Origin of the sequence: Psychrobacter sp. JCM 18902 (genome assembly GCF_904846615.1) — a bacterium.
Taxonomy (GTDB): domain Bacteria; phylum Pseudomonadota; class Gammaproteobacteria; order Pseudomonadales; family Moraxellaceae; genus Psychrobacter.
Genome location: NZ_CAJHBK010000001.1, coordinates 2082894 through 2106872 on the forward strand (window position 1 = coordinate 2082894; position 23979 = coordinate 2106872).

20 protein-coding genes are annotated in these 23979 nt (G+C 43.0%); 11 read left to right on the plus strand and 9 right to left on the minus strand.

The features are described from left to right. The first annotated feature begins 19 nt into the window (after positions 1-19). From JMY05_RS08555 to JMY05_RS08575, 5 genes are all read left to right on the plus strand, one after another. Positions 20-400 (plus strand): RidA family protein, encoded by a 381-nt coding sequence (locus tag JMY05_RS08555; RefSeq protein WP_045444211.1) that lies wholly within the window; start codon positions 20-22, stop codon positions 398-400. Positions 401-634: 234 nt separating this feature from the next. After that, entirely contained in the window at positions 635-2920 is a 2286-nt protein-coding gene (locus JMY05_RS08560) for a primosomal protein N' (RefSeq protein WP_045444209.1), read from the plus strand. Positions 2921-3138: 218 nt separating this feature from the next. Next, positions 3139-4329, plus strand: a complete 1191-nt coding sequence (locus JMY05_RS08565; protein ID WP_201614826.1) for a cation diffusion facilitator family transporter — start codon at positions 3139-3141, stop codon at positions 4327-4329. Between the two features lie 575 nt (positions 4330-4904). Continuing rightward, on the plus strand, positions 4905-5609 hold the full coding sequence (locus JMY05_RS08570) for a hypothetical protein (protein WP_045444206.1): 705 nt from the start codon (positions 4905-4907) through the stop codon (positions 5607-5609). A 75-nt stretch (positions 5610-5684) separates the two neighbouring features. After that, positions 5685-7571 carry a monovalent cation:proton antiporter-2 (CPA2) family protein gene (locus JMY05_RS08575; RefSeq protein WP_045444203.1) on the plus strand — a complete coding sequence of 629 codons (1887 nt, stop codon included), beginning with the start codon at positions 5685-5687 and terminating at the stop codon, positions 7569-7571. Between the two features lie 79 nt (positions 7572-7650). On the opposite strand, the gene JMY05_RS08580 is transcribed toward JMY05_RS08575, so the two are convergent. Beyond that, a complete protein-coding gene (locus tag JMY05_RS08580; RefSeq protein ID WP_045444200.1) occupies positions 7651-8580 on the minus strand; it encodes a pilin in 930 nt (309 codons plus the stop codon). Positions 8581-8878: 298 nt separating this feature from the next. Here JMY05_RS08580 and trmB point away from each other — a divergent pair, with 298 nt between their 5' ends. The 3 genes from trmB to JMY05_RS08595 all read left to right on the plus strand — a co-directional run bounded on the left by trmB (position 8879) and on the right by JMY05_RS08595 (position 12985). After that, a complete protein-coding gene (trmB, locus tag JMY05_RS08585; RefSeq protein WP_045444197.1) occupies positions 8879-9730 on the plus strand; it encodes a tRNA (guanosine(46)-N7)-methyltransferase TrmB in 852 nt (283 codons plus the stop codon). Positions 9731-10756: 1026 nt separating this feature from the next. Continuing rightward, positions 10757-11809 carry a recombinase RecA gene (recA, locus tag JMY05_RS08590; protein ID WP_109591711.1) on the plus strand — a complete coding sequence of 351 codons (1053 nt, stop codon included), beginning with the start codon at positions 10757-10759 and terminating at the stop codon, positions 11807-11809. Positions 11810-11866: 57 nt separating this feature from the next. Beyond that, a complete protein-coding gene (locus JMY05_RS08595; protein WP_045444195.1) occupies positions 11867-12985 on the plus strand; it encodes a regulatory protein RecX in 1119 nt (372 codons plus the stop codon). 63 nt (positions 12986-13048) lie between these two features. On the opposite strand, the gene JMY05_RS08600 is transcribed toward JMY05_RS08595, so the two are convergent. From JMY05_RS08600 to JMY05_RS08630, 7 genes are all read right to left on the minus strand, one after another. After that, complete coding sequence (locus JMY05_RS08600; RefSeq protein WP_201614828.1) at positions 13049-14506, minus strand: anion permease; 1458 nt, start codon at positions 14504-14506, stop codon at positions 13049-13051. Between the two features lie 307 nt (positions 14507-14813). Continuing rightward, a complete protein-coding gene (locus tag JMY05_RS08605; RefSeq protein ID WP_201614830.1) occupies positions 14814-15542 on the minus strand; it encodes a YidB family protein in 729 nt (242 codons plus the stop codon). A gap of 302 nt (positions 15543-15844) precedes the next feature. Further along, positions 15845-16288, minus strand: coding sequence for a protein YgfX (locus tag JMY05_RS08610; protein ID WP_045444193.1), 444 nt, complete (start codon positions 16286-16288; stop codon positions 15845-15847). A 92-nt stretch (positions 16289-16380) separates the two neighbouring features. Then, complete coding sequence (locus tag JMY05_RS08615; protein WP_045444191.1) at positions 16381-16662, minus strand: succinate dehydrogenase assembly factor 2; 282 nt, start codon at positions 16660-16662, stop codon at positions 16381-16383. Between the two features lie 29 nt (positions 16663-16691). After that, the gene (gene folP / locus JMY05_RS08620) at positions 16692-17588 is read right to left on the minus strand and encodes a dihydropteroate synthase (RefSeq protein WP_045444626.1); all 897 of its coding nucleotides are present in this window, start codon (positions 17586-17588) and stop codon (positions 16692-16694) included. A gap of 203 nt (positions 17589-17791) precedes the next feature. Beyond that, positions 17792-19687: an ATP-dependent zinc metalloprotease FtsH gene (gene ftsH / locus JMY05_RS08625; protein WP_055124711.1), complete on the minus strand. Its 1896-nt coding sequence runs from the start codon at positions 19685-19687 to the stop codon at positions 17792-17794. A gap of 401 nt (positions 19688-20088) precedes the next feature. Beyond that, positions 20089-20721, minus strand: a complete 633-nt coding sequence (locus JMY05_RS08630; RefSeq protein WP_045444188.1) for an RlmE family RNA methyltransferase — start codon at positions 20719-20721, stop codon at positions 20089-20091. Between the two features lie 343 nt (positions 20722-21064). On the opposite strand from JMY05_RS08630, the gene JMY05_RS08635 reads away from it, so the two are divergent. Together JMY05_RS08635 and JMY05_RS08640 are read left to right on the plus strand one after the other, a co-directional pair. Then, entirely contained in the window at positions 21065-21373 is a 309-nt protein-coding gene (locus tag JMY05_RS08635; RefSeq protein WP_045444184.1) for a YhbY family RNA-binding protein, read from the plus strand. Positions 21374-21601: 228 nt separating this feature from the next. Further along, complete coding sequence (locus tag JMY05_RS08640) at positions 21602-22330, plus strand: hypothetical protein (RefSeq protein ID WP_201614832.1); 729 nt, start codon at positions 21602-21604, stop codon at positions 22328-22330. A 114-nt stretch (positions 22331-22444) separates the two neighbouring features. Here JMY05_RS08640 and JMY05_RS08645 read toward each other — a convergent pair whose 3' ends face one another. After that, positions 22445-23173, minus strand: coding sequence for a CHAP domain-containing protein (locus JMY05_RS08645; protein ID WP_045444182.1), 729 nt, complete (start codon positions 23171-23173; stop codon positions 22445-22447). 259 nt (positions 23174-23432) lie between these two features. Between JMY05_RS08645 and JMY05_RS08650 the strand changes: the two genes are divergently transcribed. Continuing rightward, complete coding sequence (locus JMY05_RS08650) at positions 23433-23948, plus strand: hypothetical protein (RefSeq protein WP_045444180.1); 516 nt, start codon at positions 23433-23435, stop codon at positions 23946-23948. Positions 23949-23979: the final 31 nt, after the last annotated feature.

Sequence of the window (23979 nt, forward strand, 5' to 3'; positions counted from 1 at the left end):
GATAAAAAGGATATATAATATGACTCGTCAAACCATTCAAACTGATAAAGCCCCTGCTGCCGTTGGTACTTATTCACAAGCCGTCAAAGTCGGTAACACCGTCTATATTTCAGGACAATTGGGTTTTGACCCTGATACCATGGAATTAAAAGAAGGTTTTAAAGCACAGGCTGAGCAAGTGTTCGAAAACATTAAAGCCATCTGTGAAGCGGCTGGTGGCAGCTTAAATGACGTAGTTAAATTTAACGTATCATTAACAGATTTGAATGATTTTGCGGCATTAAACGACGTGTTCGTTGCCAATCTAAGCGAGCCATATCCTGCTCGTGCAGCCGTCCAAGTAGCAGCGTTACCTAAAGGCGGTGTGGTCGAGATTGAGTCAATTTTATATATTGAGTAACTTAAGCCGTATCATCATGTAAATGGTAAGGCTTAATACATAGACGTACTTAATTTTCAAGTCGTTACGTCAAAAAAGCCACTGCTAAAAGGTAAGGCCAGAGTAAGCCCAAATATCACTATTTGGGCTTACTGCTATTATTCTTATCAATATTACAATCTAGTTATCTAAAAGCTGGTTATCTAAAAACTGTTTATCCAATAAACCATTTACCTGAAACTGGGAACGCATTTTATGTTGGTACAAGTTGCTCTACCCGTGCCCCTTTATCGGGTATTTGACTATAGCGTACCAGCAGATATAAACGCCTTATCAAGCCCTTCTTTACCCCCTATTGGCTGCCGTGTCGAAGTATCTTTTGGTCGTCAAACTTTAATCGGTATCGTCGTCGCTCATATTCCAGAAGCAAATAGCAGCGTGCCACTTAATAAGCTAAAACCTATCAATAAATGCTTGGATGCTGAGCCTATTTTGGACGCCAGTATGCTAAAGCTGGCCCATTGGCTGGCGCGTTATTATCACTACCCGCTTGGTGACGTTTTAGCAGTCATGCTGCCAACTCTCGTTCGTCAAGGTAAGCCGCTGGATTTACTGATTACCCATTGGCGAATTTTGCCACAGGTAAGCGACGCTGACTTTCGTGCCAACGCCAAAAAACAAAAACAACAATTTGATATGCTTAAGCTGCATGGCGAGCGCGGCGCGAGTGAAGATGTTTTATTGCTAGAGGGCATGGAGAGGAGTTTTTTAAAGGCGCTCGAAGACAAAGGGTTAATCGAGCGCTATATTCAGCCCAAACAATCACCTGCGCCTGTTAAATTAGCAAAAATGCCCCTTGATCTCAATGACGAGCAACAACTCGCCGTTACCGCCATTATTGCGTCTCATGAAGCTAATCGCTACACGGGATTTTTATTAAATGGCATCACTGGTAGTGGCAAGACAGAAGTCTATCTGCAAGCGATGCAAGCCGTATTGGAAGCTGGCAAGCAGGTATTGATTTTGGTACCAGAGATTGGATTGACACCGCAAACGCGCGCGCGTTTCGCCAGTCGCTTTGCCGCTCACATTGTCTTATTGCATTCTGGCATGAACAATACTCATCGCTTACAAGGCTGGCAAGACTGCCGTACCGGTCATGCCCAAATCATTATCGGCACGCGCTCAGCGGTGCTATATCCTTTTACAGATTTGGGCTTAATTGTCGTGGATGAAGCGCATGATGGCTCTTATAAGCAGCAAGATACCTTGCGCTATCATGCCGCCGACGTGGCACTTTATCGCGGACTACAAGCCAATATCCCTGTCGTACTGGGTACGGCGACGCCATCTCTTGAGCATCTAAAACTGGTCAATGACGGTAAGCTGGTGGAGTGCCAACTGCAAACTCGTCCCGGTAATGCGAAGCTTGCAACCATGCAGCTGATTGATGCGCGCCTGCAAAGTACTCATCAGCAAACGACGGACGACGGCGCGCGCTATGATACTGGGCTGACCGATGCGCTGATTGGGGCAATACGGCAAACGCTAGAAGCGGGCGATCAAGTATTAATATTCTTAAACCGTCGCGGCTATGCGCCAGTTTTGCTATGCGAAGCTTGCGGTTGGCAAGCAGATTGTCCGCGCTGCGACGCGCATCTAACCGTTCATTATAACAGCCAGTCCCAACACAACGCTTATAGTAGCTCCTATCTAAAATGCCACCACTGCGACTGGCAAGCTTATATTCCAAAAGTTTGCCCTGATTGTGGCAGTCAAAATTTGGATGCCAAAGGGATGGGCACGACAAGGCTCAGCGAAAACCTGCATGCAATTTTTGCCAATCCGCAAACCAGCAAAGAGCTATATCCCATTATCCAAATCGATCGCGATACCACCAGACGTAAAGACAGCTGGGAGAATATCTATCAGCGTATCAATCAAGGCAATCCTGCCATCTTGGTTGGCACGCAGATGGTCGCCAAAGGTCATCATTTCCCCAATGTTACGCTTGTCTGCTTACCCAATGCTGATCGTGGCTTTTTATCCGCCGACTTTCGCTCGCCGGAACATACCGCGCAGCTCATGATTCAAGTCGCAGGGCGTGCCGGTCGTGGTGATAAATCCGGGCGCGTACTCATTCAAACATTGCAACCTGACAATGAGCTGTTATTAAAATTGGTCAAAGATGGTTATTTATCCTTCGCACGTGAGCTATTGCAAGAGCGTAAAATGATGGGTTTACCACCGCACAGCCATGCTGCCTTGATACGCTGTGAGGGCAAAACCCTTGCTGCCACGACCCAAGCCCTTAAAGATGCCATTACCATTCTACCAAATGGGCATAATCTCGCCGTACTAGGACCTATCGATGCACCAATGAGTAAAAAGAATAGCCGTTACCACGTCCAACTGCTACTTTTAGGCAAAGACAGACAGCAATTGCATCGGGTATTACAGCACTGGTGGCAGCCTGTACTTGCCCTTCCAAGCGCCAAATATCTGAAGCTGACCTTGGATATTGACCCTGTTGGTTGGTAGCCGCCAACGCCTAGCCATCACTCTTTAAGCTCAATTACTCTTCTATAGCTCGCCGTCAATAAAGAACATTATTCAAAATAGGAAATTCATCGTTTACTGCCTAGATACAGCAAGCGTTTATTAAATATGCTAAATTCTTTATATCTGGCTAGTCCGCGAACAGCAAGCCCAGCCTTATAAGCAATCAAATTTCCTCTTCTGTCATTCTGAGTGTTGTTATGAGTCAAAATAAATCAAATGCTGAACAAGGCAACCATTCTCATCAGAATGATACTGTTAATGTGGCTAACCATCTGCATAAAGATGATGAGAGCAACTACACTCATGGCAATCAAGCCACTCACGATCACGATGAACACTTAGAGCAAACAACAGCCCCGCGAGATACCAAGGGCTATCAGCGCACCTTGCTGTTCAGCTTTATCATTATCACAGGCTATATGTTTATTGAAGCCATCGGTGGTTGGCTGACTGGCAGTTTGGCGCTATTATCTGATGCAGGTCACATGCTAAGTGATGCAATCGCACTTGGCGCCACTTTGATGGCCTTTAAAATTGGTGAAAAAGCAGCTACTCATCAAAAGACGTTTGGTTATAAACGCTTTGAGATTTTAGTCGCAACAGTCAATGGTGCGACGCTGGTCATTATTGCGCTAATGATTTTTTATGAGGCGATTAAGCGCTTTAATTCACCGCCTGAAATTGCTACCCAAGGCATGCTTATCGTTGCTACTATCGGTATGTTGGTCAATATTTTGGTTGCGTGGCTGATGCATCGAGGCAGTCGCGGCGAAGATGCACATGGACACAGTCATGCGGGTAGTCATAAAGACAGTCTTGAAGACACTCAAGGAAAAAATGAGAGTAAAGCACCGGTCAACCTTAATATGCAAAGTGCTTACCTGCATGTATTGAGTGACTTAATGGGTTCGGTTGCCGCTATTGTTGCCGCGCTTTTTATGATGAGCTTCGGCTGGGTTTGGGCGGATGCAGCAGCCTCGGTGATTGTCGCGATACTGATATTATTTAGTGGTTATCGCGTCGTGCGTGATTCCGTACATATTTTGATGGAAGGCACGCCAGAAGGCATATCCTTAGTGGATGTCGAAGATAAATTACTTGCCCATCCGCAAGTACGACAAGTCCATGACCTGCATGTTTGGAGTATTACTAGTGGTCTAAACGCCTTATCTTGCCATGTGGTCGTCGATGGTGAAATGAGTATTTATGAGTCTAGTATCTTGATTACCAGTTTAGAACAAAGCTTGCTTGCGCTCGGTATCCATCATGCGACCATTCAGGTAGAAAGCGCATCACATCCGCAGACTGAGGCACATAGCGATGCGCTGGTCTGCGACATCTCAGAACAACAAACAGAGGGTAATAATCATATTGGTCACAATCATTAAGCATGAGGCATTGAAAATCAGACTTTGAAAGTCAGACATTAAACATTGAAAAGACCATTTTTCATTCAAATATCAATTTAAACGTCGCCTATGATTGGCTACGTTTTATCAAGTGGTGGCAATCATAACGTCATATGCACCAAATGAGCCAAAGTGCTGTTATTAACCAAATACCTAACCCCAACGATAAGAATATGATTCAAATCCAAAAATCTCATGCGCCAGTCCTAATGTCCGTTACATAATCAGATGTCAAATATGACGCAAGCAGCAACCAAAATCCAAATAACCGCGCCAGTCCTGCCCCGAAAATCCTTAAAATTATTTTGCTAAAAATCTTTAATAATCCGCGCAACTTACTATCAGTTGGCTAATCATCATGCATGAACATAACGCCTTATTCGCCGACATAAACAGGCTTTACTTTAAATAAGCTGATATCACGCCGATTTTTAGCATTGTAATGGCATGTTAAAAATGATGGGAAATTTAGCCTCGCCGTCATATTTTTCATATAAATTCTGTATACTTAAAGCTGAAACACCCAATTTACCACTAATGGATTATTTTCTGCCATGTCGAGACGCTCAGCTCCTTTTGTTGCTCCAAGCTACATTGATGACCCTATCTCAGCAGAGGGTAAAAAGCATGCCAAAGCATTGTTATCAACATTGCAAGAGGATATTGCTAGCTTTCGAGATGAGCAGTTTCCGCCTGATATTTTGCGTCAAATTCGTGATATGCCAATTTATGAAGGCAATATTGCCGAAGTCCAAGCCTATCAGCAGCGTTGGCATAATCTTCTTGAGCGCGCCATGGCGTTTTATCCTGCTGCCAATCTACCGCCCGATCATCTGCCGCTACCAGCCAGCCTTGAGATACCGCAATTTATCTATCATGTTCAAAGGCTACATTTGACCAAGACTCGTGCAAAAGAATCCAAAAGCTTCGGTTCGGTCGGTGCGCTTACTGATAAGTGTGGTGACTATAGTGCTGATGAAATTGCGCGTATGAGTGCCGTATTTGATAATGATGATGAGGCGCGTTTGGTGGCGCATCGTGAATTTATTGATTTGCGCGCCTATGTATTTTGCCGTGATAGCAAGGGCGAGATGCTGGATCCTGAACGCGTACGTTTTTATCGAACGGGTCTTATCGTCCATGCTCTGCCCGATTTCAAAATCGTAGACAGTCGCCAGACCCCGCGTAAACGCCGTAACGATGCTTATAACAATCCACTTGCCGATAATGGTGTGTGGAAGATTTATCGTAAAAAATAACGTATGCTAAGATTTTTTATTTTTGCCATGCCCATATTGTGTTGCTTATTTTATCATGACTGCTAAGGATTCCAGATGTTCGCTGCCGCCACCGGCTCACCAAATTTAATGTTACAAGCTACAATCTTCTTAGGAGCAGCCCTGCTCTTTGTACCCCTTGGTAAACGTTTTGGCATTGCGACGGTCTTAGGTTATCTCATTACAGGATTGATATTGGGGCCCAGTGGTCTAGACGTCGCAGGCGATGCTGAGAGCTTGTTGCACTTCTCTGAGTTTGGCGTGGTCATGCTGCTATTCATTATCGGACTTGAGCTGCAACCCTCACGATTATGGGCACTGCGGCGTTCGATATTTGTCCTCGGTGGTTTGCAAGTTGGTCTGACTGGCACATTATTAATGGGGCTGTTACATCAAGTTTTTGGCTTACAGCTCGATACTGCTTTTATCGTCGGTTTTGGCCTTGCCTTGTCGTCCACAGCTTTTGTACTACAAATACTGACTGAAAAACAGCAGCTTTCTAGCACCCACGGTCGTGAAGCGTTCACGATTTTATTATTCCAAGATATTGCAGTTATCCCTTTGCTAGCCGTCATTCCTTTCCTATCAGGGGTGCGCGAACAAAGTTATGATTTGATTTATTTTGGCAAAGTTTTTGCGGTTTTTGCTGGACTGATTTTTGCTAGTCGTTATGTCGTTCGTCCCTTCTTTAAGTTTGTAGCCTCTAGTGGTGCATCAGAACTGCTGACCGCCGTTGCGCTATTTATCGTGATGGGTGTGTCTATTTTGATGGGTCAAATTGGTTTATCCATGGCATTGGGTGCTTTTTTGACAGGGGTACTGCTTGCAGATTCTGAGTATCGCCATGAGCTAGAAGCCAGTATTGAGCCGTTTAAAGGATTGCTACTTGGCTTGTTTTTTATGTCGGTCGGTATGCTGACTGATGTCAAACTCATTTTGGCAAAACCTATCTTTATCATCGGCTGTGCAATGGCATTGATGGCTATCAAATTTGGTGTCATTACCGCCATTGCAAAGATATCAGGCAATCGCTGGCCAACCAGTATCAGACTGGGTGTGACACTCGCTCAAGGTGGTGAATTTGCTTTTGTTTTATTCAGTGTTGCTACTGCTCAAAATGTGTTGCGACCTGAGCTTGCCAACACCCTGAACCTTATCGTCACTATCTCCATGGCACTCACACCGTTGGCATTTTTGTTACTTGAGAAAATCGGTGAGCCTTTATTTGCCAAAAGCAAACCCAGCCGCGAATACGATGCCATTCCCGATCATGAACATCAAGTCATTATTGCTGGCTTTGGGCGCGTCGGTCAGATTATCGGTCGTGTACTACGCATGCATAACATCGAATTTACCGCCATCGAACGCTCAGCGAATCGCGTCGATTTCGTTCGTAAATTTGGTAACCAAGTCTATTACGGCGACCCAAAAAACCCTGAGATATTGCGCGCGGCTGGTATTAAAAAAGCCCGTGTGTTTATTTTGGCCATTGATGATTTAGAGCGCTCTATCACCACGGCTCAATACTTACGTAAAAACTATCCAGACTTGATTGTCTTGGCACGGGCACGTGACCGTCAGCATTATTATCGGTTACGTGAGGTCGGTGTGCGTCATATTTGGCGTGAGACTTACCTATCGTCCTTGGATATGTCGCGTGAGTCGCTACAACTGCTTGGCATCTCACCAGAAAAAGCGCGCGAGACGGTGCAAACTTTCCGCGATTACGACGATGACTTGATTGAACGTCAGCAAGCGATCTACGATGATGAAGCCAGCATGATTGAATCCGCACAATCAGCGATGGCAGAGCTAGAAAGCTTGTTTGATGAAGACATTGATAAAGCCCGAAAAATGGACTTAACAGATTTTTATGACGCGCTAAAAAGTAAAGCAACACCCATTGATAAAAAGGACGATGTTGCAACTGACTCTAACACCTAAGTATTGATATATTTTAAAACGTATTTGAGGATTCACAAATAGGCACTGTCAGTGTCATCGTTAGATCATCAAACATGCCCTAATCGGGCATACAGCTTGCTGGTGCCAGTTTCTTATTTAGTGAACTTGTACAGTTCCAACTATCGCTGTCTGGCACATGGTAAAAAACCAGTGTCTGCTGATTTAGATAGCGGATAGGGAACTGAACATTTTGTATGGTCGCAATGACTGCACAATCCGTTTCTACTACGCCAGCGGCCTCTTTATCGATATCAATTCGTATCTGCTGAGTGCCTGTATCGATAGGCAAATCCATTGGACATTGCCCTGTCTGTTGATAAATCAGTGCCACACGATTTTGTGCCGTTTTGGCTATATCATACGCATCGAACAGCACTTCATTGGCTTTTGGCTTGGCAATAATTGGCAGAAACTGTATCTTAATGACCATTAAAGCAAAAGCAAAAATACCAAACCCCAATCCTAACCCAAATAAACTGACCCCACCTTCTCGGCGCAGATGCACCTTTTGCGCTGCTTCATCACGCGGATAATCATCGATAGCATCTGCAATCTCACGTCGCGCCATGCGGTAATAATACGCATCCGTCCAACGCGCCACCATGAACGACCAAAATAACCAAATGATCGCGGCAATACCTATGCGTGTCGCCATCTGGTAAGCATCAGGGATGAAGGACATTGCCAAAAATTCAAACGCAACCAATACCAGTGCCACATTGAGCTGAATAAACGACCAGCCAGCCACGCTATAGACAATCGCATCCATATAGCGTTTGCGATAGAGGAGCCAAGGAAAAGTCACAAAAAATGCTGCCCAATGCCATTTTGGCGAAAGATAACCTTGTGCATCGAACTGCTCAAAGCGTTTTAGATAATAATGCTGGCTACGGTGACCGATGAACCATTTATCAAGTTGTGTACGCTTAGCAGGAGTCAGCTGTTCTTGGTAAAAAGGGGGCGGCGAATCCGTCTCGATAAATAGCATAAATGACCCCTATTAACGATGAAGAAAAATTTAAATCCATTACTCACTTTATATGATAACGCCAAAACCGATGTGCAGAACAGTAAAACGACAGATAAATACCGCTAATTCAATGTAAAAGAGCGTCAAGGCAGCCGAATGGCAATCTATATGTGATACGTCAAACAAGGTCAACGCTTTCACTCTTTTATGCTGGATCAGCGATAACAATATTAAAAAAGGATTGTGCGTTCACAGCTGTATAGATTTAACTTATAATAAGCATACATCACCCATTTTATTAAGCCTTGTCAATCCTATGAGTCAACATCCTGATATTAATGATAACATCGATAGTACGAATACTACTGATGAGCAAAAAGTCCTCAGCACTAACACCGAAAGCAATACTGATATTGACATTGAAGCCCGTATTAGTAATGAGAGTAAGCCTGAAGAAAGCAAACATCTACGTATCGTCAATACTTTTATGAAACGACGTACGCACATGAATAAAAATGCCGAACTGGCACTAACCGCGCCAGAATTTTCTGAGTACCTGGTCAATAACAGTTTCGGTGATGGCAATCTTGATGGTATTGACAATCTACGAACGCTATTCGCTGATAGCCCTAACGGTAGTGAAGCACCACTTACTTTAGAGATCGGTTTTGGACTGGGTGATTCGTTCATTGAGATGGCGGCAGCAGAACCTAGCCGCAATTTCGTTGGTGTCGAAGTGCACGAGCCAGGTATCGGTAAATGCGCCTATATGGCAGGTACGCAAGCGCTAACCAATGTCAAAATCATCAACGGTGACGCCATCCAATTGCTCAAGCAACTACCAGAAAACCATATTGATCGTATCCAGCTTTACTTCCCTGATCCATGGCAAAAAAAGCGCCATCACAAACGCCGCTTCGTCAGTGCTGAACGCATGGCGATTGTGACTCGTAGTCTAAAGCAAGGCGGCTGGTTCCATACAGCAACCGACTGGGAGCATTATGCCTTTTGGATGGTTGAAGTTTTAGACGGTTTTACTGGTTTAACCAATCAAGCAGGCGCAGGTAACTTCACCGACCGCCCTGACTTTCGTCCAATGACCAAATTTGAGCGCCGCGGTATAAATAGTGGACATGGCGTTTGGGATTTAATCTATATTAAAGACTAGATTCGGCTCACTTATCTTCGGTGACGTCTGCATAGCGGCTAAATTATTTAGCCGCTTTTTTGTGCTTGCAAATTATCTAATGACAATATTATTTGATTTTTTCAGCTACAACCCTTAATAGACAAGCTATAAGTATTTTTATTAAAAATAATAAAATTTTTTTAATACGTGAAACATCGTCTATTTTTATAGAATTTTTAAATTAATAATGCTACATATAGGGGTAAAAAATATATTCCAGCGCCACACTCACAGGTTACCTATCTACTCAAACATTGATAGTATAAGGGATTCATGAGTTCTCCCCATAAGCTGTGGATAACCCTGTGCATAAGTACGCACTTGACAACAATTCCCTAGATAGCTCAAAGGATGAGGTAAAATCGTTCATTTTTATACAATTTAAAAAACCTTTTAAATCAGTAAGTTAAATGGTGTTTCATAATACTGTAATTTATTTTTAATATATTTTTAAATTAAATTAATCCTCACTGATGTTTCACAAAAGCTAAATTTAGACGCTTTATTTCATGTGGACAACTTTTAATGCTATTGACAAAGGGCGACATTATCCTATCCAAAATTAGGATGTATTCAGCAACTAGATTATACAAGTTATCACTTATATACAATGCGACAGTTAGTGTCGTTTAGCATCATCTAACCTTCTATATGCTCCTTGGTTTTTGTTATAATCACCTTATCTAATCAACTGCACTTTAGAAAACGTTAAGGCTCAACGAGCATAATGTTACCTACAAATTACACCTGTTGGCGCTGATTATGAACTTAATTTTACTTTTATCGTTATTCGATTTTACTGTATAGTAGAGTGATATATCTAATATTGCTGCCTACATCATCGATACCCTAACCCATTCATCCTAGATAGACATTGAACGAACGCTGCCTATTATTTAGATAGCCATTAGTACTATTGAGCCGTTAACCTTCTTAGCTACGAACATTTTATTTATCATACCAAATTTATAGTTTTAACCAATGATTGAAGACAAGGAATCCAGTATGGACGACAATAAAGCCAAAGCCCTTAAAGCAGCACTCGGTCAAATCGAAAAGCAGTTTGGTAAGAATACCATCATGCATTTAGGTGACGACTCAGCTATTATGGATGTCGATGTAGTATCAACAGGTTCGTTGGGTCTGGATATTGCACTTGGCATTGGTGGTCTACCAAAAGGCCGTATCGTAGAGATTTATGGCCCAGAAAGCTCAGGTAAAACGACCATGACGCTACAGGCGATTGCAGAATGTCAGAAACAAGGCGGCACCTGCGCCTTTATCGATGCTGAGCATGCGCTTGACCCTGTTTATGCGCGCAAACTTGGTGTAAACACTGACGAGCTATTGCTTTCTCAGCCTGATAATGGTGAGCAAGCACTTGAAATTACCGACATGTTGGTGCGCTCTGGTGCTATCGATATGATTGTTATTGACTCAGTTGCTGCTCTAACGCCACGTGCGGAGATTGAAGGCGAGATGGGCGACTCACATATGGGCTTGCAAGCACGGCTCATGAGCCAAGCCCTACGTAAAATCACAGGTAACGCCAAACGCTCCAATTGTATGGTGGTATTTATCAACCAAATTCGTATGAAAATTGGTGTGATGTTTGGTAGCCCTGAGACCACGACTGGTGGTAACGCACTGAAATTCTACGCCTCTGTACGTATGGATATCCGCCGTATCGGTGCGGTCAAAAATGGTGATGAAATCATCGGTAACCAAACCCGTGTCAAAGTCATCAAAAACAAAATGGCACCGCCTTTCCGCCAAGCAGAGTTTGAAATTACTTATGGTGAAGGTACCAACCACTTAGCCGAAGTGATTGACTTGGGTGTTGAAATTGGTGCAGTTGGCAAAGCAGGCTCTTGGTATAGCTATGGCGACGAAAAAATCGGTCAAGGTAAAGCCAATTCTGTACTGTTCTTAAAAGAAAACCCTGCGATTGCGCAAGAAATCGAAGCTAAAATTCGCGAGGAAAAGCTTGGATCAAAGAAAGAAGCCAAAGCCGAAGATAAAGCCAATGAAGCGTTGGTTTCTGAACCTGTACAATAACGGCGCAATTATTCACCGCTATTAATAATCATGACTTGTTATGAAAATTAAATTGTTATGAACATTAAAACCTTAGCTGAAATACTCGCTGAATCCGATGCCGATTCAGCGAGTAGTCCGACTATCAAATCAAAAAAACCGTCCAAATCTTCCAAACACTCTGAATCCTCCAAATTTTCTCAGCATTCCTATCAAGGCAATCCTAAAAAAACAACTAAGACGCGCAAGCATTCAACTTACTATCATGAAGACCATTCATTATCTGACGATGCTGACTTTTCAGTAGAATCCGTTGAGGCTCACTCTTCTACCAATAAAAATCCTGCTAAAACTAAGAAACGTAAAAAGCGTTTTCACCCAGCGGCTAACTTTAGCCCTGAGCCTAGTGACGTGCCTGCTTATCAGCAACCAGAAGCGCAAAGTATCAAAGAGATGCTGGCTGAAGTTAAACAAAATATTCATGATGAACCAGACGATAGCACGGCTACTGATGATGAATTTAACAAAGAATCACAGTATACAACCGATGCTGCCATTACCAACACTTCTGCGCACAGCACAGTCGACAGTCAGATGGATAACCTACCCGCTGCTCTTAAAGCCTATTTGCGCACGCCTGAACAACGACAAGCAGAAATAGATGAGATCAAAGCCGAAAGCCGCTTGCGTTGGTTAGCTTTTTATTATTTATCGCGCCGTGAGTACGGTAAGGCTGAGCTTAAGCAAAAGCTTATTGATAAAGAGCAAGCCTTAGATAAAATTGATGCGCTACTCGATGAGTTTGAAGAAAAAGGCTACCAAAGTGATTATCGCACGACGCTCATGCTCATTCGTGAAAATATCCGTAAAGGTCGGGGACGCGGACGTATCAAGCAGGAGTTTTATCGTAAAAAAATTACCATGCCCAGTAATATCGATGAGTTAATCGATATGGCAAATGCAGAGTCAGAAGAGTTTAGGGAGTTTGTAGATGATAGTGCAGATAATCTGGTAGATGGTGTCGATTGGCTCAAACTGGCGGTCACAGCCCGCACTAAGAAGTACGGCGATGACATACCCACTGAACAAAAAGACAAAGCAAAGCAGCTACGGTTTTTGCAATATCGAGGCTTTCAGAGCGATATCTGTTTTGCCGCGCTCAATTATACGTTAGACACATTAGATGAGCGCTTTTAACCTACCCTCACTTTTTTTAAAAACACCCATCTGTACATAAGACAATATGACTTGAGCGATCTATTAATAATAGCCGAGCACTTTCCACCAAATCAAACCAGCACCGATCCAAATGACTAAATTGACCACGCTCATTATTGCGCCAATACTCCACCACTCTCTTAACGTCACATAGCCAGAGTTAAAAATGACTGGCGCAGTACCAGTTGCATAATGCGTAAGCGTCATCATGATGTTGCCCGCTGCGGCTAAGATAAGCGCATATAACATCGGCGGTGCGCCCAAGCTTAAACCCACCGCATAAAATGCTGCAAATAGTGCAGTAATGTGAGCCGTAGTACTAGCAAAGAAGTAATGGATATACAAGTACACTAGGGTCAAAATAGTCACAGCGCCTATCCAGCCAAGCCCAGTCGTGCCAATCATCGACTCGATATTGCCAGAGAACCAGCTTATCAGTCCAAGCTTATTAAGATAAGCGGCCATCATAATAAGGGCGCCAAACCAAATAATGGTATCCCATGCTGACTTCTCTTTTAAAATATCGTCCCAAGTCAGTACCCCAGTCAATATCAAGGTCGTCAAACCAATAAATGCTGTGGTTGTAGCATCAACGCTATATTGCTCACCTAATATCAATGCGGGAATATTCGCCCACAATAACAGCATGAGAGCAAATACCCCGAGCATGATTTTTTCTTGGCTACTTATTTTTCCCATTTCTGCCAAATTTTCCTTGGCAAAACCTTTTGCATCGGGCGTGATTTTAACATCAGGGGGATAAATTATATAAATGACTAACGGCATCACAAGCAAACATAGCATGCCAGGTACAAACATCGCCACCGCCCAAGTGGTCCATGACAGCTGAATATCACCGCCTGTGGCTTTATTCACCAAATCTACAACCAGCGGGTTGGGCGCAGTAGCCGTGATAAACATCCCAGAAGTAATCGGGTTGGCATGATAGTTCACCATCGCCAAATAACGACCAATCTTATTTTGAGTGCCTTCTTCTGGCGTCGAATGAAAGCTTTGCGCGATAGACTTCATAATAGGATGAATAATACCGCCGCCACGCGCCGTATTAGAAGGCGTAATGGGTGCTATCATCAATTCAGCCGCAGTCAAAGAATAAGCCACGCCGATGGTTTTTTTACCAAAAATAGAAATAAAATAATAGGCAATACGCCGACCCAAACCCGTTTTTATCAAGCCACGCGATATCATGACTGCAATACCAATTAGCCAAATCAACGGACTTGAGTAGCTTGATAGTGCATTACTAATGGCTTGTGCTGGGCTATCACTAGTCACGCCTGTCAGTGCGACTAGGGTGACTGCAATGATAGCAATGGCACCAATGGGTAATACTTTGCCGATGATGGCGACAATAGTGGCGATGAATAACGCCAGCATGTGCCATGCTGCAGGGGTAACGCCAGTAGGCACTGGTATCACAAACCAAATGATCAAGCCGACCAAAATGGCAACCGCTGCTTGAATAGGCTTAAATGGCATGATTAAGTATCCTTATAAATGCTTATACCATCACGCAGTCATATTATATAAAGGATCATCAAAGTAGCCACTGCGACAAAAGACTCAATGAATCATATAACCATCTTATAAGATTTATAGAATTATTTTTCTATTATTCACCATTTTTAACATATCTATTTAGAATAAAGAGTAAATATTCAGTAATTGAGTACCAATAGTAGGGTTAAACTAACAGCCATAAAAAAGAGCACGTTGGATAACGTACTCTTTTTTATGGTATTAACTTTTTGGCATTAACGATTGCGACTTTCTTTAAAAGATAAATTTATTTTAACGCACCTAGTCGACTAGATAGTTGATTAATGATTTGATCAATCTCTTCATTGGCTTCAGATTCATTATCCAAATTGCCACTTGGTGTCAGCTGATTCATTACTTCTGGCAGCAATTCAGCAAGACCTTGACGGACTTCTACGTCGTTAGCACCAGTATGTGCTGCAACCTGCTGAATCTCATTTTCATCGAATAACTGACTGATATCATTTGGATCAAGATTGTCATTGTCTTGCTGGTTACTCATCCAAGAACGCGCTTGGTTTTCATAACCCATACCTGTAATTTTCGATAATGCACCACTCAAGCCACCATTGCGTTTGATCCAGCTTAGTACCATTGGCATGAGTGCAGCGATTAGCATACCTTTACCACCGAATCCGCCTTTGGTACGCTGACCACCCAATACGCTGCCTAAAATATCGCCCAGACCACCAGCACCAGCATTGACGCCGCCACTTTGATTGCCACCAGTGAGTCCACCGCCTGTTAACCCACCGAGAATATCATCTAAGCCAAAACCATTGTCTGGCTGACGATCATACTGGCGTGGATTGTAGCCACCAGTTTGACTACCACCGCCGAGCACGCTACCCAATATATCCCCAAGACCACCTGTACGACTTGGATCAATGCGTTGATTTACAGGATTACGCTGCGCATCTTCAGGATCCATCGCACGACGGGCCACCTGACTAACCAAATTCCCTAATAAGCTCATTCTCGATTCCTTTTTGTCATATTATTTATTATCTATAAACCGCTAAAAACTTCGCTGCTAATTTAATATATTAAGCAACAGCGTGATTTACTTATGCGATTCACAATTCTCTTGCAATATAACAAATCTCTTTCGCTATCCAGATAGGTGTTTTGTTATGACATGTAGGCGTTCGTAAATTCATGGAAAAAACCGCTCATTGGGTGCTATAAAAAAATACTGCCTTAACTCGTATTTTCGGCGTTTATGTTAGGCATATTGAACATTCGGTCATGGCACTGATAAGCACCATTCATGAATATTCAATACAATCTAGCCAAAACATTCAACTCTCGCCATTGTTCAGGGCTCACTTGATCTCGAAAGATGGTCACTGATAAAGAGCGCTTATAAGGCTCTATAACATTGAATTCAAAGCTTATCGCCCATCGATATCCAGAGACATTGATTAATTGTGCCTGCCATAGCTCATCACCGCGACCCGTACGGAGCAGTAGCTGCCAATGTTGATCAACAAGATGGCTAAGTGGTGGTTGGCTAAGGTGCAGCAGTATGGGTCGTGATAATGTTAAATAAATAATCACCGCGGCGGTAACGATTAAAATAAGCACATATTGCCATAACAGTAAAGAAGCAAGCCATGCCAGTACAACCATGACGGCGGTCAACCCACTATAAAGCAGCAAACGAAAATAGCTGGCAGGCCGAATAGGCGTATCAATACGTAACGAATTTGCCAAGGTCATATTTTATCACCAAAAAAAACGGCAGACCATTATGTTGCTCAAGCTTAGCTATGCCAGCTCTGGACAACCATTTTTTATATCTAAATCAGTTTTTAAGTCAAATCTTTGGTATGACGCCATGTCTTAATTTTATTGACTAGCGCCCATATCTCTTCATTTTCTGGACGATTTTGATTGGTGAAATAATCCAACAAATCAGGGTCTTCATGAGTCAGCATTTCTGCAAACGTCTCTTGTTCAGCAGGCTCTGCCGTTAAGTAAATCTCTTTGACATAAAGGTCAATATAAAAGTCTAACTCTTTTAATCCACGGCGTGCTTGATAGATAATGCGGCGCTGTTCATTGGTTGGTTCTGGCTGAATCGGTGTGGTCATAAAAGTACTCTCATTATTTTAAATTGGGATTAAGGATAATTATGCGCAGATAATTGACGCCATAAGGCGACTGCTTGCTGCATCATCGCCACATTATGGGTGCGTATAATGCCAGCGCCTTGCTGTAGGGCAAAGATACCAGCTGCCGTACCTACCACATCACGATCTACCGCGTTAGTAGTAGCAACGACTTCGACGCCACTCTTACTCAATACTTCCGCTAAAAAACGTTTGCGCGAAATGCCAAACATCATCGGTAAACCAAGCGCTTGTAGCCTGCCAAGCTGGCTTAATAGTGCACAATGATGCTCATAATCTTTCGCAAAACCAAAGCCTGGATCGATAATAATTTTCTCACGCTTAACACCGATTTTTGTTACTTCGTCAATACGCGATAATAGCTCAGCCCTTACATCACTAATGATGTCGTCATAGTGTGCCAAATTATTCATCGTTGTTGGCTCGCCGCGCATATGCATGAGCATGACTGGTATATCAAGCTCAGCCGCTAGTACTGCTGCACCCTCGCATTTGAGTGCACGTACATCATTCCAAATATCAGTACCAGCGTCAAAAGCCGCTTTCATAACCTCTGGATTGCTGGTATCAATGGATAGCCAAATATCCTCCCCGCAATGCTGGCGAATGGCTCGAACCACTGGCACAACACGTTGCATCTCTTCAGAAGTGCCCACAGCATCCGCATTGGGACGAGTAGACTCACCGCCAATGTCGATAATAGTCGCACCTTCTTTTATCATCTGCTGGCAATGAGCAACTGCTTTATCTACCACGTTGAACTGTCCACCGTCTGAAAACGAATCGGGTGTGACATTAAGAATACCCATAATATGAGGCTGCGATAGATCTAGTGTTTTATCACGACTTGATATCTTATAGCTGGGTAAGGGCTGAAATAAGGACATAACCAAATTATCTCTCATCAAAACATTCTAATTATTGCACTGTGCTTGTTATACGCTGTGCTTGTTATACGCTGTGCTTGTTATACGCTGTGCTTATGATACCAGTAAACTCTATTCTGTACTAAACCCTTCACGAAATATGGACAACAAAAAAGCCCTTTATGATAAAGGGCTTTTTCTATTGGATATGAAACAATTAACAATTACATCGCTGGTAACGGTGGCGGTGTTGAGTTGGTTGTTTTAATATCATTTTTCGATAAGTTGACTTCATTGTGCTGATAAACTCTAGGTGGACGAGGGTCTTCACCTGCTAAGATATCTTGCAACTGATCTCGGTCAATGGTTTCCCACTTCATAAGAGCATCTACCATCGCATGCATTTTTTCTTGATTGCCTTCAATCAATTCGCGCGCGATATCATATTGCTCCTCTAACATACGGCGAACTTCTTCATCGACCTTTTGCTGTGTGGCTTCTGAAATCGTACGACTGCTAGAGCCAAAATAGCCTTGCGAGCTGTCTTCATCTTCATAAACCATAATACCAAGCGCATCAGACATACCGTACTTCGTCACCATGGCGCGAGCCATCTTGGTTGCACGTTCGAAGTCGTTAGAAGCACCCGTCGACATTTGATTGATAAAGACCTCTTCAGCGATACGACCGCCGAATAAGATAGCAATATCGCTCAGCATTTTTGATTTATACATGCTGGTTTGGTCATGCTCTGGCAACTGCCAAGTAACCCCAAGCGCAAAACCACGCGGCATGATCGTTACTTTATGCACAGGATCGGTACCTGGTAGTAGCTCAGCGACTAAGGCGTGACCTGCTTCATGATAAGCAGTAGCACGGCGCTCTTCTTCACGGATGACCATTGATTTACGCTCAGGACCCATATATAACTTGTCTTTTGCATCTTCAAAGTCATTCATATCAACACTGGTCTTGTTGCGACGTGCTGCAAACAATGCCGCTTCGTTGACAAGGTTGGCCAGCTGCGCACCACTGAAACCTGGTGTACCGCGAGCCAATGCATTGGCATCCACACCGATAGTATTCGGCAGCTTTCTCAAATGCACTTTAAGAATTTGCTCACGGCCTTTGATATCTGGCAAGCCCACTTGTACCTGACGGTCAAAACGACCTGGACGCAATAGCGCTTTATCAAGCACATCCGCACGGTTGGTCGCTGCAATGACGATTACGCCTTCATTGCCTTCAAAACCATCCATTTCGACCAATAATTGGTTCAGTGTCTGCTCACGCTCATCATTACCACCGCCCATACCAGAGCCACGATGACGACCGACCGCATCAATTTCATCAATAAAGATGATGCAAGGCGCGCTCTTTTTAGCCTGTTCGAACATATCGCGTACACGTGAGGCACCGACACCGACAAACATTTCAACAAAATCAGAACCTGAGATTGAGAAGAACGGCACTTTAGCTTCACCAGCAATGGCTCTGGCTAACAAGGTTTTACCGGTACCTGGAGGACCTACCATTAAGATACCACGTGGAATCGTCGCACCCAGTTTGGTAAATTTATCAGGGTCGCGTAAAAACTCGACCACTTCAACCACTTCTTCTTTGGCCTCTTCACAACCAGCCACATCTTCAAAGTTCACCTTGATTTGGTCTTCAGTCAGCATTTTAGCTTTTGACTTACCAAAGCTCATAGGGCCGCCGCCTTTACCGCCAGCGCCGCCTTGCATGTTACGCATGAAGAATAAAAACAGACCAATAATCAATAGAATTGGGAAACTGGCTATCAGTAATTGCATCAAGACGCTTTGGCGTTTTGGGGCAGTCCCTTGGACTTCGACTTGATTCTCACGCAGCAATGGCATGAGCTCATCATCTGACACAGCTGGTCTAATGGTCTCAAATGATGAACCATTTTTCTTTTCGCCGGTGATTTGCTCGCCATCGATTTCAACGCTGGCTACTTGGTTTTCTGACACAGCGGTCACAAACTCAGAGTAGTTAAGGCTATCCGGCTCGGATGATTGATCAAAGCCGCTAAACACCAGTACCAAAACGCCGATTACCACCAGCCACAATAAGGTATTTTTTACCATGTCGCTCACTAGTTATTCCCATCCCTTACTTATTGGTGTGTTTATTAAACACGTGACGTCTATAAACGTATCGCTCATTTTTTAGTAGATATATTCATAGCCAAAATTTATGAGTCAGACTCACACAACTCAAATGCTGCATGGGGACTGTTTTCACAAGTTATAAATATCAATGACCTATATATCTATCATAGATGAGCACATCAGGCGCTTATTGTCAGACGACTTTGCCTAAAACATATGCTTGAAACAAAGTTAATATACCATGATATGTGGTGCTAACCTGCATAATTCAAGCAGGTTTCGCTATTATTCAGTTAACGATTGTAGCGGGTTCAATACGCTCATGAGACTATGTTATGGTGACACATTATCTCGCTTACAATGGCTGTGACATAACGACTTTATGATTATTTAATCGCTATCCAAAACATCTCTTTTGACCGTGGTCTTGACGCACCTGGTTTGATACTACGGATTTTACTAAAATCCTGCTGCATCTGCTTGCGTAATTCTTGTGTGCCTTCACCTTGAAACACTTTCATAATAAGTGCGCCACCTTCTGGTAAGGTTGCAAGCGCGAAGTCCACTGCCAGCTCGCATAAATACATCATACGTGGCTGATCGATTGCGCTGTTTCCTGCCGTATTTGGTGCCATATCGGACAGCACTACATCGACCTGTCTATCACCAACCTCTGCCATGATCGCATCAAATACTTCTGCTTCGCGAAAGTCGCCTTGAATAAAGGTCACATCAGGCAATGTATCCATCGGCAGAATATCAGAGGCAATCAAAATACCTTTTTCGCCTACTAGCTGACCTGCCACTTGAGACCAACTGCCTGGAGCACTGCCCAAATCTACAACCGTCATGCCTTTTTTAATAATATTGGTCTTTTCATTAATTTCTAGTAATTTATAGGCGGCACGGGCACGATAGCCATCTTTTTGCGCTTTTTGCACATAATGATCGTCAATATGCTCTTTCATCCAAGCGCTACTACTCTTTGACAGTTTTTTATTTTCGATACGCGTGGCCAAAATACCTGCTCCTATTGCTTTGCAAAACATTCATACATATTACTGAAGTAGCTAAAAGATTTATGAAGCACTTTCGATATGGGTTAAATTCATTCGAATATGCTATCAATCAAGATTTTTATACATTTACAGTCTTAGACTGGCGAAATTCTATTGGTTAAAACACTGATTTATCAGACAGTAGCGTTTATAATGTGCCCAAACATTCAGTTTAACATTTTCATCACGTAAAATCGTGCAAAATCCTGCTGATCTCATGCAAGATGACCACAGATTATCTATAATGGTCGTCAACTGCTCTTAATAGCACTGTCTTTTATTTTTACCAACACCTAGGAATTCTATGCAACTCGATAACGCTACCATCAAACGCCTAAGAGGCATTGGTCACGACCTCAAACCTATCGTCATGATTGGCAATAAAGGTATTACCCCAACCATTACTGAAGAAATTGACCGCGCTCTATCAGATCATGAGCTCATCAAAGTAAAACTGCCTGCTGGCACAAAAGAAGAACGCGATGTCATCGGTGCTGAACTTGCCAAAGCGGCTAACGCGTCTTTGGTTCATTCTATTGGTCGTATGGCATTGTTACTACGTAAAAATCCAAACGCCAACCCAAAATTGTCTAACTTAGCACGTCATGCATAATAATATGTGATGACCAGCTGGTTTGAGTGATGGTATGGTATGGTATGCCATATCAACTCAAATCATAGCCAAATGGCGACGATAAACATAAAAGCCGCGATGCATCTTGCTCGCGGCTTTTATGTTGTCTGCTCGTTTTAGATTTACTTAGCGTGTAATATTAGCTCGCTTAGTCGGTACAACTTTTCTTATGGTTACTTCTATATTTTTATTGTCGGGTCTTAACTTATGAATCAATCATTCAATCTCTATGTGGCCACCGAAACCATAGTAAATGATGCGCAGCAACTGGGTGTAACAGTGGATGAGTTGCAGCGCATCTCTATAAATGTGAGTGCTCAGGTCATTCGACAACCATCACTATACTTACAGCTAACCTATCAACTCACCTTGCCCAACCAACTGCTAGCAAAGCAGCTAAATTGGTCAATGTGGCAGCAATCGCAAGTAAAATTCGATGATTACTTGTGGGAAGAGACTTGCCTTGAGTGTTTTATCGCTGGTCGTCTGATAAATGATGAAAATCTAACGGATGCTCAAAAGGCAACGCCCTATATCGAGATTAATGCCAATCCAGACGGTCGTTATGCGCTATATCAATTTGCAAGCTATCGTAATCCTGCGACCTTACCGCCAACACCCTTATATGCAGCTGATGGACAGGCGCGCGCGTCTATTAATTGGATAAATAATGTAAAGCCAACATTAAGGTACGTGGAGAATCCTTTATTTAATGATCCATCAGTCGCAAATAAACCTCATCATTATGAGCGCAGCTTTAATGTACCAGTAATCCAACGACCCAATCAGCAGTACGCCATCGCAAATACTGTGATTGAGCAAATACATCCTTGCGTTATTTTATGGTTTGGTGAGATTGCTTTATATTTTGCCCCAAACCACGCCTCCCCGCCTGACTTTCACAATCGTAGCCACTGGTCGAGATTTGAGCTTTAACTCTACTTTTAACTTAAGCATTACAACTCAAAGCGCAAAAAAAACCAGCAACGCTATAAAGAGCATTACTGGATTTGGAGAAAACTTTTAACTTAGACTATATCTAACTGGCTACTATTTATCAGCCATCGCAAGGTAAATACCACGGTCTGATGCATCATCGACATATTGCGAATCACGCCATGTCGTATAGCTGTAAGTGCCACTGTATGGGCTAATGCTGTTTTGGCGGAAATCAGATACCCAATCGTTACCATCAAAGATCTGGATATGACCATGTGGACGGTTTGACGTACGATTATAGACAACGACGTCACCCACTTGTGGCTGCATATCATTACTGATCTTGGTAAAACCTGCTTGAGCAAGTGTGCCGCGAGAAGCATACTGATAAGCTGAAGGGTTAGGCGTAAATTCGTAACCTGCTGATTGTAGCGCTTTACGTACATAGCGAGCACAGTAGCCAGAGCTTCTAGATAATGCTACTCGCGATGCACTTGCCGCTGCAATCGCAGGAGCAGAATTGCGATCAGGAGCGCGGCTTGATTGCTGCTGACGCTGCTCATAAGACAAACGGCTGGTAAGCGAAGCAAGCTGGTATTCTTTTTGCTTGGCATGCGCACTTAAATTATCAATGGCTTGACTGATCTCATCATTGCTATATACATGAGCACCACTGTTAGTGCTATAGATATTGCGGCTAGAACCGTAGTTCGCAGAAGCAGAGATATTAGTGATGGTATGACTCAAGGTATTATTTGGTTGAAAGGTTGTTTCGACAGCACCACTTGTCTGTGCTATACCCATTCCCAATACTGACAAAATTAATAAAGCTTGTTTCATAAATTTACTACCTATTGTTAATACAAGACCGCTCGTCATCCGTGACAAAGCATCAATTAGTTTAGAGGAGATGATCATTACAAAACATGATAAAATCCTTATTAAAACAGCCCGCTATTCTTTCTGTAGTGACTAATACTGGTATTATCTGTTGATACCATCCGCTTAGTTCACTGTCTCGCAAATCGTTCAGTATCAATTGCTTTCAGCATGTCAATTATGAATATCGATTTTGTCACCTATTAGATGAGTCATCACGATGTCAAAAAAACAGCCAAATCGGCTTGCCCAACTTATCGACCATCAAGCTTTTGCTGGTAGCGCACTACCCCGAACGCTTGCTGACAATATGCGGCTATACATAGAAGCGACCAACGAGGTAAAAGAGCTATTGGTAGATTGTCTACCTGAAGAAATTCTTAATACCTGTTGGGTCGTAGGCCTCACCTCCGAGCAATTAATACTCAGTGTGGGCTCAATGACTGCTGCCAATCATATTCGCTATTTGCAGAGCGCTTATTTGCAAGTCTTAACAGAGCAGTCAATTACATTTAAACAACTCAAGCAAATTCGCGTCGACGTAGCTAAAAATTCAGCTGATAATCATTCATCTAAACAACTATCAGCAGTATCAGCAACTTTGTCAAAGTCTAGTAAAGCCAATGAAAATCAGGCTCTTAGCCAAAACACAAAGCGGACTATATCACAGGCCGCAGAGCATGTCACCACTGATGAAAATCTCAAAAAAGCACTTTTGCGTCTGGCAAATCATTGAAATTATTAATATTGCTATGTAAAGTTGTGTA

What these genes read in the sequence shown, in the direction of transcription:
- JMY05_RS08570 (WP_045444206.1), top strand. Translation starts at nt 4,905, where the DNA reads ATGTCGAGACGCTCAGCTCCTTTTGTTGCTCCAAGCTACATTGATGAC.
- JMY05_RS08595 (WP_045444195.1), top strand. Translation starts at nt 11,867, where the DNA reads ATGAACATTAAAACCTTAGCTGAAATACTCGCTGAATCCGATGCCGAT.
- JMY05_RS08600 (WP_201614828.1), bottom strand. Translation starts at nt 14,506, where the DNA reads ATGCCATTTAAGCCTATTCAAGCAGCGGTTGCCATTTTGGTCGGCTTG.
- JMY05_RS08605 (WP_201614830.1), bottom strand. Translation starts at nt 15,542, where the DNA reads ATGAGCTTATTAGGGAATTTGGTTAGTCAGGTGGCCCGTCGTGCGATG.
- recA (WP_109591711.1), top strand. Translation starts at nt 10,757, where the DNA reads ATGGACGACAATAAAGCCAAAGCCCTTAAAGCAGCACTCGGTCAAATC.
- JMY05_RS08635 (WP_045444184.1), top strand. Translation starts at nt 21,065, where the DNA reads ATGCAACTCGATAACGCTACCATCAAACGCCTAAGAGGCATTGGTCAC.
- JMY05_RS08645 (WP_045444182.1), bottom strand. Translation starts at nt 23,173, where the DNA reads ATGAAACAAGCTTTATTAATTTTGTCAGTATTGGGAATGGGTATAGCA.
- JMY05_RS08610 (WP_045444193.1), bottom strand. Translation starts at nt 16,288, where the DNA reads ATGACCTTGGCAAATTCGTTACGTATTGATACGCCTATTCGGCCTGCC.
- JMY05_RS08560 (WP_045444209.1), top strand. Translation starts at nt 635, where the DNA reads ATGTTGGTACAAGTTGCTCTACCCGTGCCCCTTTATCGGGTATTTGAC.
- JMY05_RS08615 (WP_045444191.1), bottom strand. Translation starts at nt 16,662, where the DNA reads ATGACCACACCGATTCAGCCAGAACCAACCAATGAACAGCGCCGCATT.
- JMY05_RS08575 (WP_045444203.1), top strand. Translation starts at nt 5,685, where the DNA reads ATGTTCGCTGCCGCCACCGGCTCACCAAATTTAATGTTACAAGCTACA.
- JMY05_RS08580 (WP_045444200.1), bottom strand. Translation starts at nt 8,580, where the DNA reads ATGCTATTTATCGAGACGGATTCGCCGCCCCCTTTTTACCAAGAACAG.
- folP (WP_045444626.1), bottom strand. Translation starts at nt 17,588, where the DNA reads ATGTCCTTATTTCAGCCCTTACCCAGCTATAAGATATCAAGTCGTGAT.
- JMY05_RS08640 (WP_201614832.1), top strand. Translation starts at nt 21,602, where the DNA reads ATGAATCAATCATTCAATCTCTATGTGGCCACCGAAACCATAGTAAAT.
- JMY05_RS08555 (WP_045444211.1), top strand. Translation starts at nt 20, where the DNA reads ATGACTCGTCAAACCATTCAAACTGATAAAGCCCCTGCTGCCGTTGGT.
- JMY05_RS08565 (WP_201614826.1), top strand. Translation starts at nt 3,139, where the DNA reads ATGAGTCAAAATAAATCAAATGCTGAACAAGGCAACCATTCTCATCAG.
- trmB (WP_045444197.1), top strand. Translation starts at nt 8,879, where the DNA reads ATGAGTCAACATCCTGATATTAATGATAACATCGATAGTACGAATACT.
- JMY05_RS08650 (WP_045444180.1), top strand. Translation starts at nt 23,433, where the DNA reads ATGTCAAAAAAACAGCCAAATCGGCTTGCCCAACTTATCGACCATCAA.